Genomic DNA, 18,408 nt, shown 5'->3' on the forward strand with positions numbered 1-18,408 from the left:
AATGTCCGGAAATAACTTTCGGACATTTTGTATATTTTAAAATCATATTAAAAATGATTAAATCCGTATCTCTTTTTTTTGCAATCGTATTATCCTTTTCTTTCGTAGCAGCACAACAAACCGGAACTGTAACAGGTAAAATTTTTGACGGCGAGTTTAACGATGTACTTCCTTTTGCTAACGTTGTCGTTAAAAATACCGCAACAGGTACTACTACAGATTTTGATGGTACATATAAATTAACATTAGATGAAGGCGTTTACACTTTAGTATATTCCTTTGTTGGCTATGAAACAAAAGCTATTACAGATGTTAAAATCGAAGCAAACAAAGTCGTAGAAGTCAATGTTACTTTAAATCCATCTTCAGCGGCATTAAGTGAGGTGGTAATAACAACATCTGCTCGTAGAAATACCGAAGAATCGGTATTAAATCTTCAACGTAATTCTGCTGTTTTACTTGATGGCCTTTCCATAGAAAGCATAAAAAAGGCTGGAGCTAGTGATATTGCATCTGCCATAAAAAGTGTTCCTGGTGTTTCTGTTCAAAACGGTAAATTTGTTTATGTTAGGGGCTTAGGAGATCGCTATACCAAGTCGATATTAAATGGAATGGATATTCCAGGGTTGGATCCGGATAAAAATACTGTTCAAATGGATGTGTTTCCAACTAATATTTTAGAAAATATCATTGTCATAAAATCAGGATCTGCCGATTTACCTGCAGATTTTACGGGAGGTGTTGTAGATATTATCACTAAAGATTTCCCTTCAAAAAAAGCCATGAGCTTTTCACTTTCTACAAGCTATAATCCGGATATGACTTTTAATTCTAATTATGTCACTTACGAAGGGAGCGGAACAGATTTTTTGGGTTTTGATAGCGGGGATAGAGATTTACCTATATCATCGTCTACTAAAATTCCAAATCCGGCGTCGGGTAACAACTCTAGTTTAGAAGGCATTACACGTTCATTTAATAGCACCTTAGCTGCGGAGCGCGAAACAAGCTTACCAAACTTTAGCTTTGGTTTTAATTATGGCAACCAATTTGATGTTGGAGAGAATCGATTAGGTTTAATTGCTTCATTAAATTACAAAAATGAAACCTTGTTTTACGAAGGTTTTGAAAACGAAGTTTATCAGAAAAATGAAGACCGTAGTATTAAGGCATTACGATTTGACCGTAGACAAATTGGTGATTTAGGAGAAAATAACGTCTTGTTAAGCGGATTAGTAGGCTTATCTTATAAAACCGATAACGCTAAATACAATTTTAATGTCTTACACATACAAAGTGGAGAGAGCAGAGCAGCTTTATTTACTCAAAACACAGAAATATCTAATGATATTGATGTCGATAAAGACAACTTAGAATATACCCAACGTTCTTTAACCAACTTTTTAATTGGTGGTCAGCATAACGATATCGAAAATGATTTCGTTACAGAATGGAAAGTATCACCTAGCTTTAGTCGTGTTTATGATAAAGACGTAAGATTAACCACTTTTATTTTGAACAATGATGGATCCACAAGTATTAGTTCTGATGCTGGATTTCCACAACGTTTATGGAGAGACTTAGAAGAATTTAATGCGACGGCAAAGGTCGATTTCACAAAGAAGTACGATTTATTTGACAACCAAGCGGCTCTTAAATTTGGAGCTTTAGGAAGTTATAAGCAACGTAATTATGACATTTATAAATATGAAGTTGCCTTTAGAGCAGTAACGACTTCAGATTTGAACGGAGATCCTAATGCGATTTTAGATCCCAATAATATTTGGACACCTGAAACGAATTCTGGTTCTTATATCCGTGGAAACTTTGAACCAGCAAACTCTTATGAATCTACACAAAACACTTTAGCTGCTTATATATCTAATGAATTTAAGATCACAGAGAAATTAAAATCTATCGTTGGTTTACGTGCTGAATACTTTACAACGTTTTTTACAGGACAAAACAATTCGGGTACTCAAATTTATGATAACGAACAAACTATAGATGAATTAGATCTATTTCCTTCAGCGAACTTTATCTATGAAGCTAATGAAAAATCTAATATTCGTTTATCTTATTTCCGTACGGTAGCAAGGCCTAGTTTTAAAGAGTCTTCAGTGGTACAAATTTCAGATTTATTAACGGGACTTATCTTTTTAGGAAATATTGATTTACAGCCTTCTTACATTAATAATTTTGATGCGAGGTATGAATTCTTTGGAGAGAACGCACAGATGTTTGCCGTAAGTGCTTTTTACAAAAGATTTAAAGACCCTATTGAATTAGTAGCTTATTCTTACGTTGCTCCTAATCAATTTACACCTAGAAATTCACCAGAAGCGCAAGTCTTAGGGCTGGAGTTTGAAGGTCGTAAAAACTTTAAGTTTATTTCAGAATCTTTAACTGACTTAAGTTTAAACGTCAATGTTTCTATTATCAAATCTGAAATTGAAATGGCAAAAGGAGAAGGTCAGGAATATGAATCTAGACAACAATTTGCAAGAAATGGTGAGACGATTGACGATACACGTGAATTACAAGGCCAATCCCCATTTTTAGTCAATGTGGGTCTTAATTACAATAACACCGATTCTGGTTTTGAAACTGGACTTTTTTACAATGTTCAAGGAAAAACCTTAGAAGTCGTTGGTTTTGGTCAAAATCCTGATGTATACACACAATCCTTCAATAGTTTAAATTTCAATCTATCAAAACGTTTTGGAAAAGATGACCGTTCTAAAATAAGCTTGAAAATAGATAACATTTTAAATGACGACCGATTAAGTCAGTATGAATCTTATGGAGATGTTACTGCTAATTTTTCCTCAAGAAACCCGGGCACCACGTTTAGCTTAGGCTATAGTATGAATTTATAAAATTCAATACATGTTATAAAAAAGAGCTGTAAAAATATTACAGCTCTTTTCTTATTTATTTAACTAATGAATCTAATCTCTAGAGACCAAAGCTCTATCCTTAGACCATTCTACAACACTAACAATAGCATTGTTTGTATAATCTACTTCTTTTAAAGTTTTATCTGTCCAATAAAACCATTTGCCGACTTTTTTCCCATTATCATAATTTGCTGAAGCACTCTTATTACCATCCATAGTAAAGCTCAACCACTCACCTTGTAATTTACCATCTAAAGTATAAGAACCTGTTTGGCTCACTACTCCATTGTCGTGAAAATAAGTTACATCAATTAAATTGGTGTCTTCATTAAGCTTTAGTTCCCGCTCTTGCTGAGCAAAAGAAACCATACCGATTAAAAAAGCGAACAACATTAAAACATTTTTGCTCATAATTTTGGGTATTAAAAAATTTATATTACTCAAATATAAAGAATAGTTAACATTTAAACAACAATTCCTTAACATTAAGTTTACATAAGAATACTAAACAACTATCTATCAACAATGTAACACAAACCATATAGCACCAAATATTAATAATTACTTAATACTAAGATTACAGTGCCATTAAACGACTTATATACATTTGCCATTGTCTTATAAGACCAATTAGTTTCGTATAATCTATTAGTTTTTGTCGACTATTTATCATGAATACTAATGACTGCCTTTGGCCAAGGCAGTTTTTTTTACACCTAAAATTAACACTAAGGAAACATATATATTTAAAATAAGTAAGTTCTTTGCAACGACAAAAACTGATATTTTAAATGAAATTCGCATTTAGCGCTATTGCTATCATTGCTTTAAGTGTTTTAACTTCTGTAAAAGCGCAAGACCTTAGCGACACTTCATTTGGCAACGGAATAATTAATTACGTAGCCAAGGATAGCTCATTTAGTATAAAATTTGCATCGCGTTTTCAGGTGCGCGCTCTTTCTTCATGGGATTATGATGGAGATCAATACGGTAATGCAGATTACAACTTTATAGTTCGTAGGGCACGATTAAAATTTAATGGTTTTGCCTATTCCCCTAAATTAAAATACAAATTAGAACTTGGTCTTTCCAGTAGAGATTTATCTGGCGCTAATGAATTCAACAGAAATACACCTCGTTATATTTTTGATGCTGTACTTATGTGGAATTTTTCAGGCAACTGGGAACTCTGGACCGGACAAGCAAAATTACCAGGTAATATTGAGCGCATTGTTTCTTCTGGAAATTTACAATTAATAGACCGCTCTTTACTTAACAGTTGTTTTAATATAGATCGCGATTTAGGGCTTCAATTACATCACACAACCAATTTGAGCGCCCATTTTTTAATGCGTGAAAAATTCGCAATTTCACAAGGTGAAGGTCGTAATGTATCAGAAGGCAATAAAGGAGGTTTACAGTACACAGCACGATTAGAGTTTTTACCCTTTGGAGAATTTCAATCTAAAGGAGAATACAGTCAATCGGATTTGAAACGCGAAACAACACCAAAATTGATGCTTGGATTCACTTACAATTATAATGACAGTGCTGTACGAAACCAAAATGGTTTAGGAGATTATATGTTTAGAAGTGATGATTCACTTTACGAAACGGACCAAACGACTCTTTTCGCAGATGCGATGTTTAAATACAAAGGATTTTCATTTATGGGCGAATACGCTAAACGCAGCGCTAGCCATCCAATTGCAACAGAAATAGATGGTACAACTCCAACAGGAGACATTGTACTTACCGGAAATGCCGTTAACCTACAAGCGGGTTATTTATTTAAAACCAACTATGAACTAGCAGCACGTTTTACTACGGTTGATTACGAGTCGGTTACAAATACACTCCCTGTTAAACAATACACCTTAGGAGCTTCAAAATACATTGTAGGTCATAAATTAAAAGTTCAATCCGATTTAAGTTATAAAACCTTAGACGGAAACGACGACAACATTACGTTTAGACTTGGTTTTGATATTCATTTTTAAATCAAAAGAATAACAATTAGATAACACACTCATTAAATTGTATAAAGATATTTGCAAACTTATTTTAATTAAAAATTATGGATAATATTTATTTATTAATGATTATTGCTTTAGCGATTTTAGCTATTGCCGATTTAGTAGTTGGTGTAAGCAATGATGCTGTAAATTTTTTAAACTCAGCTATTGGCTCTAAAGCTATTTCCTTTAAAACCGTAGTGATTATTGCGAGTGTAGGAGTTGCTGTTGGTGCCATATTCTCTAGTGGAATGATGGAAGTTGCACGTAAAGGTATCTTTAATCCTAGTGAGTTTATGTTTAATGAAATCATGATTATTTTCATGGCAGTAATGATTACAGACATTCTACTATTAGACTTCTTTAATACTATAGGGATGCCCACCTCTACTACAGTATCTATCGTATTTGAATTACTTGGAGCTTCTGTAGCTATGGCATTGATAAAAATTGGTCATGCCAATGGGTCATTCTCTGATGTTATTAACTATATCAACACCTCTAAAGCAACAGAAATTATTTTAGGAATACTGCTGTCTGTCGTCGTCGCCTTCTCTATTGGTGCCCTAGTACAATGGTTTGCAAGATTATTACTGTCTTATAATTTTGAACAAAAAGCAAACTGGGTTGGTGCCATTTTTGGTGGACTTGCCTTAACCGCAATTACCTATTTTATTTTTATAAAAGGATTAAAAGGCACTTCTTACGCTAATAACAATTACGATGTGTTAGGTGGTGTAACCATGAAAGATTTCCTAGAACACAATGTCTTATCCATATTAGCTGCAAGTTCTATTTTTTGGTCTGTATTAGCGTTTGCGTTAATTACCTTTTTAAAGACCAACATCTATAAGTTAATTATCATTGTAGGAACCTTTGCCCTAGCACTAGCTTTTGCAGGAAACGATTTAGTTAACTTTATTGGAGTTCCTGTTGCGGCATTTAATGCCTTTGAAGCTTGGGTAGCTTCTGGATTAGCTGCAGATAAATTTCCAATGGCCGTACTTGCTGAAAAAGTACCAACAAACAATTGGTTATTATTTGCTGCAGGAATGATTATGGTATTAACCTTATGGTTTTCTTCAAAAGCAAAAAAAGTAGTTAAAACATCATTAGATCTTTCTAGCCAAGGAGAAACAGAAGAACGATTTCAACCTAACTTTTTATCACGTGGTTTTGTAAGAAGCGCAATGTTAATGTCTCAAATGTCAGCCTATATCTTACCAAACACATGGCAACAAAAAATAGATAAACAATTTGAACCCCAAGTGGTTTCTAAAAAAGTAAAAACAGCAGATCTTCCAGCTTTTGATATGGTTAGAGCTGCAGTCAACTTAATGGTGGCAGCCGTCTTAATTTCTATTGCAACGTCATACAAATTACCATTATCAACGACATATGTAACGTTTATGGTGGCTATGGGTACATCTTTAGCCGATAGAGCTTGGGGAGCAGAAAGTGCTGTGTACAGAGTTGCAGGTGTAATCAATGTTATTGGTGGTTGGTTCTTTACTGCATTTAGTGCATTTACTGCAGCAGCTTTAGTGGCTTATTTATTAAACCTGAACCTTCATGTTATGTTTCCTATTTTATTGCTAACGGCCTTTGGTTTATTAATTAGAAACTATCTATCTCACAAGAAAAAATCTAATGCCATTGCAGAAGAAGATAGCTTAACTAAAACGGGAAGTAGTTCTGTACAAGGAGTTATCATTGAAAGCGCTAGTAATATTGCTAACGTTGTAAAACGTGGAAACCGCATTTACACTAATGCTATTGAAGGCTTAGCAAAACAAGATTTAAACTTACTTAAAAAGAATAAAAAACAAGTTAATAAGCTCTCTGAAGAAGTCGATAATTTAAGAGACCATATCTTCTACTTTATTAAGAACCTAGACGAAACAAGTTTAAGAGCGAGTAGTTTTTACATCAATATCTTAGGCTATTTACAAGATATGACCCAATCTTTAGAATACATTTCTAAAACTAGTCATAAGCATATTAACAATAACCATAAGAAGCTTAAATTTAGTCAGATTAAAGAATTAAAGGAAATTGATTTAGCCCTTGAAGATCTTTTCAATAAGACTAAAGAAGCATTCGATTCGCATTCTTTTGAGAAAATTGGAACCATTATTAAAGGTAAAAAAGACGTCTTTGATTTAGTCACTGATAAAATTGCGAAACAAGTCGCTAGAACACGTACAGAAGAGTCGAGTCCTAAAAACACTACGCTTTATTTTAGTTTACTTCTAGAAACTAAAGATTTGTTAACCGCAGTCATGAATTTATTAGAAGAATACTATAATGCACATGACAGCTCTGTTGAGCCTGCAACAATTCATACAGAAGAAGAATAGACAATCTATTTATTTTAATAAGCATTTAAAAGCTTCAAGTCCCTATAAGATTTGAAGCTTTTTTTATGGACTAAATCAAAAATTAAACCCTACAATTTCAACATGTTATATTAGGTTTAGAAAAACAGCAACGGAAACCGTCCCTTTTCAGAAGTTTTAAATGTCATAGTATTTGTAATAAAATTTAACATTCAACATCCAAAAACCGCCCTTAATCGTATATATGACTTTAAAACTATAATAACCAAAAATTATAATATGAAGAAAGTTTCAATCTTATTAGTAACAATGATTTTATTAAGTGCTTGTGTATCTAAGAAAAAATACTTGGCCTTAGAACAAGAACATGGTGAAACCGTAAGTGAATTGACTAAAACAAGAGTAGAAAAAGAAGATTTAGAACATAAGTTTTCTGTTATTGAAGCCCGCGTTAACCAATACAATGCCAAAATACAATCATTAAATGAAGATGTCGAAGGCTTAACCATTGAAAATCAAGCTAAATTTCAAGTTTCTGAAGACGGCACAGTAGCTTCTGGTGCAAGCAAAGAAAAAATGCGTGAAACATTGAAAAATGTAGATGCAGAAAAATTAGCTGGCGCAAAGACTTTAAAAGATTCTATGAATTTAGCCATTCAGTACAACTTAAGTAAAGCAATGAACACTAGCGATCTTAACGAAGACGAAGATATTGTAGTAGATATTAACGAAACTGTAGTTATGATTTCTATTGCAGACAACATGTTATTTAACACTGCAAGTTACCGCGTAGGAAACAAAGCGGATAAAATTTTACAAAAATTAGCTGATGTAATAAACTCTGAGCCAAGTTTAGATGTTATGGTTGAAGGTCACACTGATTCTAGAAGCATTAACACTGATAAAATTGCAGACAACTGGGACTTAAGTGTATTACGTGCCACCTCTGTTGTTAGAAAACTACAAAATCAATTTAAGGTTGCACCTGAGCAATTAATTGCTTCTGGACGTAGTAGCTACCAACCTTTAGTAGAAAACAACTCTAGCGCCAATCGTGCTAAAAACAGAAGAACACGTATTATTTTAATGCCAAACATTGACAAGTTCTTTGCTATGATGGAAGAAAAATAAATCACAAATCTATCTAGATTTAATACCCAAAGCACCCTCCCGAACAATTCGGCATTGGGTGCTTTTTTTTGTTTGATATATTGTAATTTGTAGAAAAAATAATTACTATGAAATCTTTTCTTGCATTTGCATTCTTCTTATGCGCTTTATCTGGTTTTAGTCAAAATCTATCGTCTCAAGAACTATTAAACAAAGCCATTAATTACCACGACCCAAATGGTAACTGGGAACGCTTTAACGCTACGTTTACTGTGGTAATGACCATGCCAGAAGCCGCAAAACGCACTAGTAGTATTTCAATTAATTTGCCTGCTGAATATTTTAGCGTCACCGCCACAAAAGATACTACAACCACCACATATACTTTAGATAAGAACAAGTGCCAAATGCGTTATAATGGCAAAGTTTTAGATCGCATAGCCGCAAAAGAAAAGAACATGACCTGCGATAGAGCTACACTTTATAAAAACTATTATTCGTATTTATATGGTTTACCTATGAAATTGAAAGATCCAGGCACTAATCTTAGTGATACGGTTGAAACAAAGACCTTTAAAGGCAAAACGTATTTGGTTCTAAAAGTCACATATGATGAAGCTGTAGGCAGTGATATTTGGTACTTCTATTTTAACCCAAAGACCTATGCCATGGAAATCTACCAGTTCTTTAAAACCGATGAGCATGGCAAAGCGAAACCTGATAGTGGTGAATATATATTGCTTTCTGAAGAAAGCTTCTTAAACGGTATTAAAATCCCTAAAGTGAGAGCCTGGTATTACAATAAAGCCGATAAATATTTGGGGACGGATACTTTGGTTGATTAATAGGTCTCTTAATCTATATTTGAATAAAAAAGCATCTCATTTCTGAGATGCTTTTTTTATTTACATTCAATTTATGCAACGTTCCATATCGTTTTAACTTCATCGCAAATCATTTCAATATCATTCACTGTATCAGAAAAATTTTTTGGAACCGAAATAATTGAATCACCAAAAACATCTATAGATAAACAAAGAGAATCAAGAACTTCTTCATCATCTTTTGCAATTACTTCATTCAAATACTTGAAAAGCAAAGTCGATATGTATCTAGATTGTAAATTATCAAATACATTATTCTTTGAAATATGAATTTTAACCGCTCCTAAGTATTTTTTCCCATCTAATTCAAGTCTTATTATAACATCAGGAGAAATAATTATTTCAACTCCATTTAAGAATATCGATTTAAATTTAGGTTTCTTGATTACTTCATGTGGAACATTACAAAGTAGATCTGGTAATTTTAAATTGACAAACCTCTTCATAGCCTCTAATGAGACTACTTTATCATTTATCTGTCTTACTTTTTCAGGTTTTCTAGATAATAAATCATCCATTCCATTAAGAATAGGCTCTAAATCTCCATGTTTTTCTATGGTCTTCTTCATCCTTGCTTTAGCAAGCTGATAATATGCCATCCTAAATTTATTCGGCTCTTTTTGTTGTCTAATAATTGTTCTCTTTTTAGCATCTGTAGCTTTAGAGAAATCAGCAAGCTGATTAATTGAAATTAAATAATTTTTATTCATGTAATATAAGTATTTCTATGGGCTTATTTTTAATTAAAAAACCCAAAAATGTTCATAAGTCCTAAAACGGTTAATAAAAAAAAGCATACTTAAAGCCCTGTTATATATGTGTTTTGAACTCAAAAAATCACTATAGAAATATTTAACTTGGTAGGTAGAAACTAATTTTGTTTCTTTGAAGAAGAAAGTAAGAGATTTTTTAAATCTCATATTATTTTTTTATTACAAAGTAGGCCTAGGAACCAATTCTTGTAAAAAAACAAAACCAAGAGGGATATTTCACGATGTCCCTTTTTCTGTACTTATCTTCAGCTAATATTATTATCTAATCATACTTATTTTTTTTTCAATTTAAACAATTAAAGATCAACACTTTAATCAGCTATTTTCATATTCAATTAAGTCCTAAAAAAAGCGCCTTGAATTGTCTTTATCAAGGCACTTCTCTAATTAACACTTGTACTTTTATTATACTAGCTATTAACCTTCACAGCTCGTACATTCTTTCTTTTGCTTAAACTTCTGTGCAGCATTCATACTGTGTTGGTAGTACAATGATTTTACACCTAATTGCCAAGCCGTCACATAGATTTTATTAATATCTTTTACTGGCATATCTGGATGTACCATAATATTTATAGACTGCCCTTGATCAATGTGGTTTTGTCTATTTGCAGCTTGGTAAATGATGGTCATTTGATCGATTTCAGAATAGGTTTTAAACACCTCTTTTTCATGATCTGTAAGTCCTTCTAAATGTTGTACAGAGCCATCATAATCTCTAATACTTCTCCACACCTCACTAGTATTCATGCCTTTTTCTTCTAAAAGTGCTACTAAATAAGGATTCTTAATTGTGGTTTTTATTTTCGCAATATCCTTAACGTAACTATTAGACCAAATTGGCTCAATACCTTGAGATACTTGTCCTAAAATAAACGCTGAAGATGTTGTTGGTGCTACAGCATTTAAAGTAGTGTTACGTCTTCCGTAACCTTTTAATACTTCTGGCTCACCAAATAATGTTGCTAATTCTTCAGATGCTTTAACTGATTTTTCTTTGATCGTTTTAAATATCTGACTGTTTAAATCAAATGCTTCTTTACTATCAAAAGCTACCATTTTAGATTGTAATAACGAGTGCCATCCTAAAGCTCCTAATCCTAAGGCTCTATTTTCTTTAGCAAAGTTATAAGCCTTCTCCATAAACATGAAGGTTTGTCTGTCATCTCTATCTGCAGAATCTCTATACACTTCTAATTTCGTAATGAATTCTTCTAAAACAGCATCTAAGAAATATACCATTGTTTCAACAGCATCCGTATCTTTCCACTTATCGTAATGCAATAAGTTTATAGAAGATAATACACATACAAACGACCATTTTTCGTTTGTTGGTAACATAATCTCTGAGCACAAGTTACTTGCGTAGATTTCATGATTCTTATCTTGATATACATCTGGAGCTGCATTGTTAGCATTATCTCTGAAGAAAATATAAGGATAACCTATTTCACCTCTACGTTGTAATACTTTTGCCCAAATGGCTCTTTTATCGGTGTCGCCATCAATCATTTCTTGCATCCAATCGTTGCCAACAGTTACCCCATGTGTTAACTCTTGTATAGGATTACCTTCAGTTCCTATTTCTAAAAACTCATGAATATCTTTATGCTCTATTGGTAAATATGGAGAAAAACGACCTCTTCTAACAGAACCTTGACTTACGACATCAACCATTTTTTCAAACAGTTGCATAATGTGTACAGCACCAGAAGATTCTCCGTTATTTTTTACAGGAGCTCCTCTATGACGAAGTTTTCCGAAATAACCTGAAGTACCTCCACCTAATTTAGACATCATACCAACTTCTGACTGTGTATAGAGAATATCTCCCATATCATCAGAAATATGTGAACCAAAACAACTAATTGGTAAGCCTCGTCTTTTTCCAAAGTTAGACCAAACTGGAGATGCTAATGAATAGTAGCCTTCTGCCATATAGCCATAAAACTTATCGGCAAAACCATCAATACCTAATATTTTTTCGGCATTATTAGCAATTTCTCTAATGCGTTCTTCAGGAGTTGTATCTTCAGTAAGATAACCAGAGGCTAAAAACTGACGACTATGCTCGGTTAGCCATTTTATTTCTGGTTCTGCTTTAGCTTCTTTTATAGCTTCTTTTCTGGCTTTAATTAGTTCTTCATGATTTGAAGTTGTTGTAGTTTGAGGGTTCTCTACTTTGTTGTCTAGGTCTAAATTAGTGTTGTCGTTCATGGTTTAAAATAAGTCGTCGCTGGTTATACTTTTTGTTCTTTTGCTATAGTTGATAGATCGCTTCACGAAAAAATCCCCGTGTTTTGTTCCTATAATTTCGTCATCAAACCATTCGGTTTGTGCTATTAATTCCTGATTGACTTCAAATACTTTGTCAATTCCAATACTTTCTAATGAATTATTAAATCTGTTTTTAATAAACTCATTAATAACATCTTTAGGTAAGAAATCTAATTCTCCGGCTTCAAAAATCCAATCAATAAGTTTGCTTTCTGAGATAAAAGCTTCTTCACATAGTTCTTTAACTAAGACGCTATGTTCCTCGTCAAACCATGTTGGGTTTTCACGCTTAATAATTTTGATAACATCAATACCAAAATCACCATGTATTTGTTCTTCCTTAGATGTCGCTTCAACCACATTAGACACTCCTTTTAGCATATTTTTATGCTTATTGAACGCCATAATGATTAAAAATTGAGAAAATAACGATACATGTTCTATAAAGAGAGAAAACAATAAAATGGATTCTGCATACTCTTTATTATCTTCACTTTTCGCATTCTTCAAAGCCGTTTCTAAATAATGAACACGTCTCATTATCACAGGCTTTTTCTTTAGGTTTTTAAACTCGTTGTTAAGACCTAATATCTCTAACAAATGCGAATAAGCATCGTGATGACGCACTTCACTTTCTGCAAATGTTGCTCCTACAGATCCGATTTCTGGCTTAGGCATTTTATGATAAATGTCTCCCCAAAATGATTTTACAGCGACTTCAATCTGCGAAATAGCAAGCATTGTATTTTTAATGGCATTTTGCTCTACAACCGTCAATCTTGTTTTAAAATCCTGAATATCACTTGTAAAGTTAAATTCAGAATGAATCCAATACGAATGTCTTATCGCATCGACATATTCATTAAGCTCAGGATACTCATAAGGTTTTAAGTTAATACGCTTTTCGAAAATATTTGTTTTTCTATTTCTGGCTTGTTCGTCTCTATATAATATGTAGGCTTTAGCAACCCCATGGAACGAACTTTCCATTAATTTTTCCTCTACTAAATCTTGTACTTCCTCTACAGTAGGTAAATAATTATGATCCTTTCCTTTTCTTTCCAACAATGTTTGTAAAACATTTACTGAAATGGTATTAGCATCTTCCTTACTCCCCGTTCCTACAGAAAGCATTGCTTTTTCAACAGCATTAGCAATTTTATTTAAAACAAACGGACTTGTTTCATAATCCCTTTTAATAATCTGAGTAATCTCCATAATTCTTTTAATTTAAAGCCTAAATAGCCATTAGAATGATTTGATATCATTCTAAATTTATTGATGAATCCGTTAAACGTTTTATGTTTTTCCTTTATAGAAATAAAGGGCTGAATTTTATAAAAAATGATTTTAAACAGGCTTTTTCAAATCGAAAAAACTCAAAAAATCTAATTTATTTTGCTCACAACAAAGATTGACAATTGTCATTAAAAATGAAAGGTAATTTTATAAACATTGTCAACAAGTTCTTAACAAATTCGTTTATACCCCAACAAAAAAGAAGATTGTAAAATTTTAACACAACAACCTACAAAACAAGCACTTAATCCAAATAATGAATCTAAAAAAATGTAAGATTTATCGTGTTAAAACAAAGGTTAGTAAGCGAGTTTATTGATAGTTAAGGCAAATAATTTCTTTAGAATTGGACCACAAAAAAGAGCGTTATGATAACGCTCTTTTTTCTCCCTAATAACTAACTAAAATTATTGATAAACAATTATACATTGTTTATCAAAATTTAATAACAGTAATGAAACGTTCAGAATTCTATCTATCCTGAATTATTGCTGATTAATGGCATTTAACCAAAAAGCAAACCCCTAATTTGCTTTGTTTTTTTTTGGTTAATTTCATTACACAAATATCACTATATTTTACTATACTTCCATACACACTTGTATAAATGGTAAAAAAACATGTGTAAATGGAGGCTCAATTATAATCGATTATTTTACGCATTCTATACACAAAACCATGCATTGCATACATATTAACCATCAAAACCATCAAGATATACCTATATTTATATTCAATAATTTATAAGCATGTTAAAAGCAGTAATCGTAGATGATGAACCAAAGGCAATACAAAGTTTAATTTGGGAAATCAGTAATTTTAATGAAGAAATAGAAGTTATGGCCTCTTTTTCTAATCCAGATGACGCCTTGACCTATTTAAATTCGCACACACCAGATTGTTTGTTCTTAGACGTCCAAATGCCAACCATTGGAGGTTTTCAGTTTTTAGAGCAACTCAATAATCCCGAAATTGCAGTAGTCATAACAACTGCCTATGACGAATACGCCATAAAAGCCTTAAAACACGATGCCATTGATTACTTATTAAAACCTATAGATTCGGATGATTTAGCCAACTGCATCACAAAACTTAAAAAGCATAGTGACCGTTCCATTAATTCCTTAAAGTTAGAACGAATGCTCACAAATTTTAATTCGCAATTCAATAAAAAAAGATCACCATCAATACCGATGGGAAACTGCTTTTCTTAGATGTCGACGATATTATATATATAGAATCTGATGGTAATTACAGTACCTTGTTTTTACAAAATCAGAAAAAGATAGTGCTTACCAAAAAACTAAAAGAAGTTGACGCCATTTTACCAGAGCATTATTTCTTTAGGATTCACAATTCTTACATCATTAACCTTAATAAAATAAAAGCCTTTATAAAAAATGAAGGGTATGTTATTATGGAAAGTGAGCATAAAATTCCCGTAGCACGACAACGTAAATCAGATTTTCTTGAAAAACTTTAATTATGAGCATTTGTTTTAAGCATAAGCTACTAAGTTTCTGTTTTATTTTTGTCTTTTTCATTTCGCATAGTGCAACACAACAAACCAGCTTTGAAAATGCTCTTATTTATATAAAGACAAATCAACCTAGGCTTCACATTAAAATAGATTCTCTTTTTAAACCATTTGAAAATGACAGTATAAAAATGAAGCGCTTACTAAATGTATCCAAAGACGTTGATGCTTTAGAAACCGCTAGTTATGCCCTCAACGCATTAGGCGTTATACAACGGAACATTTCTAAATACGACCAGGCCATTCAGTACCACGAGGAAGCTAAAGTTTATGCCGAAAAAGCAGAAAGCACAGAATTTAAGATCATTAGCCTTAATATGATTGGTGTAATTTACAGACGTATGGATATGGTTAAATTAGCTTTAAACCATCATACCGAGGCCTTAAAGATTGCTTATTCGGTTGTTAACCCTTCAAAAACCATAGCACATAATATTGCTATTTCTCAAAATAGTATTGGGAATATTTACTTGACTTTAAAACAATATGATTTAGCAATCATTCAGTTTAATAAATCCCTTAAAATTGAAGCTGAAACTCATAATAAATTAGGCTTAGCCATCAACTATCACAATATTGGTTATGCTGAAGAAGCTAAAGGACATTTAAGCGCAGCCTTATCTAATTATCAAAAATCATTAGAGTATAACAACCAGATTAATTCAGAAATTGGGCGTGTTATTTGTTACAATAGCATTGGTAGCATTTATCTTAAGCAAAACAATTACAAGAAAGCAGAACCTATTATAAAAGAAGCTTTAGACCGCGCCTTAAACATCAATGATCAATATTACATTTCGGCTTCCTACCTTAATCTTGGGCAGCTAAAAATGGAAACTAACCGACTAGAATTGGCGGAAGAACGCCTAACAACTGCCTTGAATATTGCTAAGGCTCACCATCTAAAATCTACTATTGTTGAGGCTAGCAAATTACTATCCCAAATCTACCAAAAGAAAAACGATTATAAAACAGCCTTAAAATACTACCAAGAAGCCGTTGAAATAGAAAACACCATCTTAACAGAACAAAATCTACAGTATGTTAATGATATTGCTATAGAATACGAAAACGAAAATAAAACCAATCAAATAAAAACTTTAGCTCAAGAGAACGAAACGGTGCGCTTACGACTAGAGCGAAACAAACAAATTTTACTTTACACCTCTTTACTCTTAGGGATTATAGGGATTGCCCTCTTTATTATCCACAGAACAAAAGCCTTAAAGCACGACAAACATATTTTAACCTTAGAACAAGATATGTTACGAAGTCAAATGAATCCTCATTTTATTTTTAACTCTCTAAACTCAATAAAACTTTACATCATTAATAATGATAAAACCAATGCTGTTTATTACCTCAACAAATTTTCGAAACTCATCCGAAAAATTTTAATGGCATCAAAGGAAAAAGAAACCTCCTTAAAAGACGAACTTGAAACCATGCAACTTTATATGAATATTGAAAACATTCGTTTCTCAAATGAAATAGACTTTACAATTACGGTAGATCCCTCCATAAATACTGAAGTCACAAAAATACCATCGCTAGTGCTTCAACCTTTTTTAGAAAATGCGTTGTGGCATGGTTTATCTTCCAAATCGGATAACAAAACAATTACCCTAAATGTTATTAAAAACTCAGCAAATTATATTACTGTTGAAATCACCGATAATGGTATTGGCAGAGTTGCATCGCATAAAATTAACGAGAAGAAACAACTCCAAAGAAATTCAGTAGGTATCAATATTACAAAAGCAAGATTGGCTAATTTTTCAGAAGCCTTTCAAAACTCATATACTTTAGAAATTGAAGATTTATACGAAAACAATAAACCTAGTGGTACTAAAATAATTTTACAAATACCAACAAAATTAAAGGCTAACATTACAATTTAAAGCCAAGCATCAAAATTCTATTAGAGTAATGTAACACGTTTTATTTTCCGAAATTTTTCTCAGCCACTTTCTCCAATTCAGCATACCAATCTTCGCCAAATTTTCTTATTAATGCCTCTTTTACAAATTTGTAAACAGGTACTTGTAATTCTTTGCCTAGCGTACAGGCGTCATCACAAATTTCCCATTTATCGTAATTAACACCAGAGAATTCAGTGTATTCTCTAACACGTATTGGATATAAATGGCAAGACACCGGTTTTTTCCAAGAAATCTCACCTTGGTTATAAGCTTCTTCTATGGCACAAAGTGCTGTTTTTCTCTCATCAAAAATAACATACGCACAATCCGCACCATTTATTAAAGGAGTTTCTAGTTCTCCAAATTCTGAGGTTATAGATGTACCTTGAGCTTCAATAGCGTCGATACCTTCTTGTCGCAGAAATGGCTTCACTTTAGGATAAATAGCTTCTAAAATTACCGCTTCTTCTTTTTCTAATGGAGCGCCTGCATCTCCATCGATGCAACAGGCCCCCTTGCACGCTGAAAGATTACAAACAAAATCTTTTTCTATAATGTCTTCTGAGACTATGGTTTTTCCGAGTTGAAACATCTGGCAAAAATACTTAAACTTAACCGATATTTAATATTGCTAATATGTAATATTATCGCACCTTTGCGAAAAATTTCAAATCCACAGCGGATGTTTAGCCAATAAGATCATAAAAACCAAATACTTATAGCTATATTAAGAAACAATATAAAGATTAAAATCACAACGAAATGCAACTTAATTTTAAAGAAATATTTACAGCTTTTATGATCCTTTTTGCCGTAATTGATATTATTGGAAACATTCCAATTGTCATAGATTTACGCAAAAAGGTTGGACATATTCAAAGTGGAAAAGCCTCTATTATAGCAGGTGTAATTATGATTATTTTTCTTTTTGTTGGAAAGAGTTTACTAAGTCTAATTGGTATCGATGTTAACTCGTTTGCTGTTGCAGGTGCTTTTGTCATCTTTTTTATTGCCTTAGAAATGGTTTTGGGTATTACACTTTACAAAGACGATGAACATAGTGCTGTTACAGCTTCTGTTTTCCCATTGGCATTTCCACTTATGGCAGGACCAGGAACATTAACCACTTTATTATCCCTACGTGCAGAATTTGCCATTGAAAATATTATTGTTGCTGTAATTAGTAATGTTGTTGTTATTTATATAGTATTAAAAACATCTTCAAAAATTGAACGTATCATAGGTACCAACGGAATTAACATTATAAGAAAAATATTTGGTGTAATTTTGTTAGCCATAGCAGTAAAGTTATTTGCCCATAACATTAAAGCGTTATTGGCTTAATTTTTTTA

The 18,408-nt window shown here is 32.5% G+C and carries 12 protein-coding genes and 1 pseudogene; 8 read left to right on the top strand and 5 right to left on the bottom strand.

What is annotated here, in order from left to right:
* Nucleotides 1-53 precede the first annotated feature (53 nt).
* Nucleotides 54-2,879 carry a TonB-dependent receptor gene (locus ACXGSQ_RS01705; RefSeq protein ID WP_458627925.1) on the top strand — a complete coding sequence of 942 codons (2,826 nt, stop codon included), beginning with the start codon at nucleotides 54-56 and terminating at the stop codon, nucleotides 2,877-2,879.
* 72 nt (nucleotides 2,880-2,951) lie between these two features.
* On the opposite strand, the gene ACXGSQ_RS01710 is transcribed toward ACXGSQ_RS01705, so the two are convergent.
* On the bottom strand, nucleotides 2,952-3,311 hold the full coding sequence (locus tag ACXGSQ_RS01710) for a toxin-antitoxin system YwqK family antitoxin (RefSeq protein ID WP_458627926.1): 360 nt from the start codon (nucleotides 3,309-3,311) through the stop codon (nucleotides 2,952-2,954).
* A gap of 380 nt (nucleotides 3,312-3,691) precedes the next feature.
* On the opposite strand from ACXGSQ_RS01710, the gene ACXGSQ_RS01715 reads away from it, so the two are divergent.
* From ACXGSQ_RS01715 to ACXGSQ_RS01730, 4 genes are all read left to right on the top strand, one after another.
* Entirely contained in the window at nucleotides 3,692-4,900 is a 1,209-nt protein-coding gene (locus tag ACXGSQ_RS01715; protein ID WP_458627927.1) for a porin, read from the top strand.
* 77 nt (nucleotides 4,901-4,977) lie between these two features.
* Entirely contained in the window at nucleotides 4,978-7,275 is a 2,298-nt protein-coding gene (locus ACXGSQ_RS01720) for an inorganic phosphate transporter (RefSeq protein ID WP_458627928.1), read from the top strand.
* A 258-nt stretch (nucleotides 7,276-7,533) separates the two neighbouring features.
* Nucleotides 7,534-8,385 carry an OmpA/MotB family protein gene (locus ACXGSQ_RS01725; RefSeq protein ID WP_458627929.1) on the top strand — a complete coding sequence of 284 codons (852 nt, stop codon included), beginning with the start codon at nucleotides 7,534-7,536 and terminating at the stop codon, nucleotides 8,383-8,385.
* A gap of 107 nt (nucleotides 8,386-8,492) precedes the next feature.
* On the top strand, nucleotides 8,493-9,209 hold the full coding sequence (locus ACXGSQ_RS01730) for a DUF6503 family protein (RefSeq protein WP_458627930.1): 717 nt from the start codon (nucleotides 8,493-8,495) through the stop codon (nucleotides 9,207-9,209).
* A 71-nt stretch (nucleotides 9,210-9,280) separates the two neighbouring features.
* Here the strand turns inward: ACXGSQ_RS01730 and ACXGSQ_RS01735 are convergent, their stop codons facing one another.
* From ACXGSQ_RS01735 to ACXGSQ_RS01745, 3 genes are all read right to left on the bottom strand, one after another.
* Nucleotides 9,281-9,958, bottom strand: coding sequence for a hypothetical protein (locus ACXGSQ_RS01735; RefSeq protein ID WP_458627931.1), 678 nt, complete (start codon nucleotides 9,956-9,958; stop codon nucleotides 9,281-9,283).
* A gap of 480 nt (nucleotides 9,959-10,438) precedes the next feature.
* The gene (locus tag ACXGSQ_RS01740; RefSeq protein ID WP_458627932.1) at nucleotides 10,439-12,238 is read right to left on the bottom strand and encodes a ribonucleoside-diphosphate reductase subunit alpha; all 1,800 of its coding nucleotides are present in this window, start codon (nucleotides 12,236-12,238) and stop codon (nucleotides 10,439-10,441) included.
* 3 nt (nucleotides 12,239-12,241) lie between these two features.
* A complete protein-coding gene (locus tag ACXGSQ_RS01745) occupies nucleotides 12,242-13,516 on the bottom strand; it encodes a ribonucleotide-diphosphate reductase subunit beta (protein WP_458627933.1) in 1,275 nt (424 codons plus the stop codon).
* A gap of 830 nt (nucleotides 13,517-14,346) precedes the next feature.
* Between ACXGSQ_RS01745 and ACXGSQ_RS01750 the strand changes: the two are divergent.
* Nucleotides 14,347-15,080, top strand: a pseudogene (locus ACXGSQ_RS01750) (LytR/AlgR family response regulator transcription factor).
* A 185-nt stretch (nucleotides 15,081-15,265) separates the two neighbouring features.
* Entirely contained in the window at nucleotides 15,266-17,035 is a 1,770-nt protein-coding gene (locus ACXGSQ_RS01755) for a tetratricopeptide repeat-containing sensor histidine kinase (RefSeq protein ID WP_458627934.1), read from the top strand.
* Between the two features lie 40 nt (nucleotides 17,036-17,075).
* On the opposite strand, the gene ACXGSQ_RS01760 is transcribed toward ACXGSQ_RS01755, so the two are convergent.
* On the bottom strand, nucleotides 17,076-17,648 hold the full coding sequence (locus ACXGSQ_RS01760) for a DUF3109 family protein (RefSeq protein ID WP_458627935.1): 573 nt from the start codon (nucleotides 17,646-17,648) through the stop codon (nucleotides 17,076-17,078).
* A gap of 170 nt (nucleotides 17,649-17,818) precedes the next feature.
* Between ACXGSQ_RS01760 and ACXGSQ_RS01765 the strand changes: the two genes are divergently transcribed.
* Nucleotides 17,819-18,400, top strand: a complete 582-nt coding sequence (locus ACXGSQ_RS01765; protein ID WP_458627936.1) for a MarC family protein — start codon at nucleotides 17,819-17,821, stop codon at nucleotides 18,398-18,400.
* The last annotated feature ends 8 nt before the right edge of the window (nucleotides 18,401-18,408 follow it).

The sequence above is a fragment of the Winogradskyella sp. PC D3.3 genome, assembly GCF_054366245.1.

Excerpts from the sequence above, each read along its gene's own strand:
- ACXGSQ_RS01705 (WP_458627925.1), top strand. The coding sequence starts at position 54 with ATGATTAAATCCGTATCTCTTTTTTTTGCAATCGTATTATCCTTTTCT.
- ACXGSQ_RS01710 (WP_458627926.1), bottom strand. The coding sequence starts at position 3,311 with ATGAGCAAAAATGTTTTAATGTTGTTCGCTTTTTTAATCGGTATGGTT.
- ACXGSQ_RS01715 (WP_458627927.1), top strand. The coding sequence starts at position 3,692 with ATGAAATTCGCATTTAGCGCTATTGCTATCATTGCTTTAAGTGTTTTA.
- ACXGSQ_RS01720 (WP_458627928.1), top strand. The coding sequence starts at position 4,978 with ATGGATAATATTTATTTATTAATGATTATTGCTTTAGCGATTTTAGCT.
- ACXGSQ_RS01725 (WP_458627929.1), top strand. The coding sequence starts at position 7,534 with ATGAAGAAAGTTTCAATCTTATTAGTAACAATGATTTTATTAAGTGCT.
- ACXGSQ_RS01730 (WP_458627930.1), top strand. The coding sequence starts at position 8,493 with ATGAAATCTTTTCTTGCATTTGCATTCTTCTTATGCGCTTTATCTGGT.
- ACXGSQ_RS01735 (WP_458627931.1), bottom strand. The coding sequence starts at position 9,958 with ATGAATAAAAATTATTTAATTTCAATTAATCAGCTTGCTGATTTCTCT.
- ACXGSQ_RS01740 (WP_458627932.1), bottom strand. The coding sequence starts at position 12,238 with ATGAACGACAACACTAATTTAGACCTAGACAACAAAGTAGAGAACCCT.
- ACXGSQ_RS01745 (WP_458627933.1), bottom strand. The coding sequence starts at position 13,516 with ATGGAGATTACTCAGATTATTAAAAGGGATTATGAAACAAGTCCGTTT.
- ACXGSQ_RS01755 (WP_458627934.1), top strand. The coding sequence starts at position 15,266 with ATGAAGCGCTTACTAAATGTATCCAAAGACGTTGATGCTTTAGAAACC.
- ACXGSQ_RS01760 (WP_458627935.1), bottom strand. The coding sequence starts at position 17,648 with ATGTTTCAACTCGGAAAAACCATAGTCTCAGAAGACATTATAGAAAAA.
- ACXGSQ_RS01765 (WP_458627936.1), top strand. The coding sequence starts at position 17,819 with ATGCAACTTAATTTTAAAGAAATATTTACAGCTTTTATGATCCTTTTT.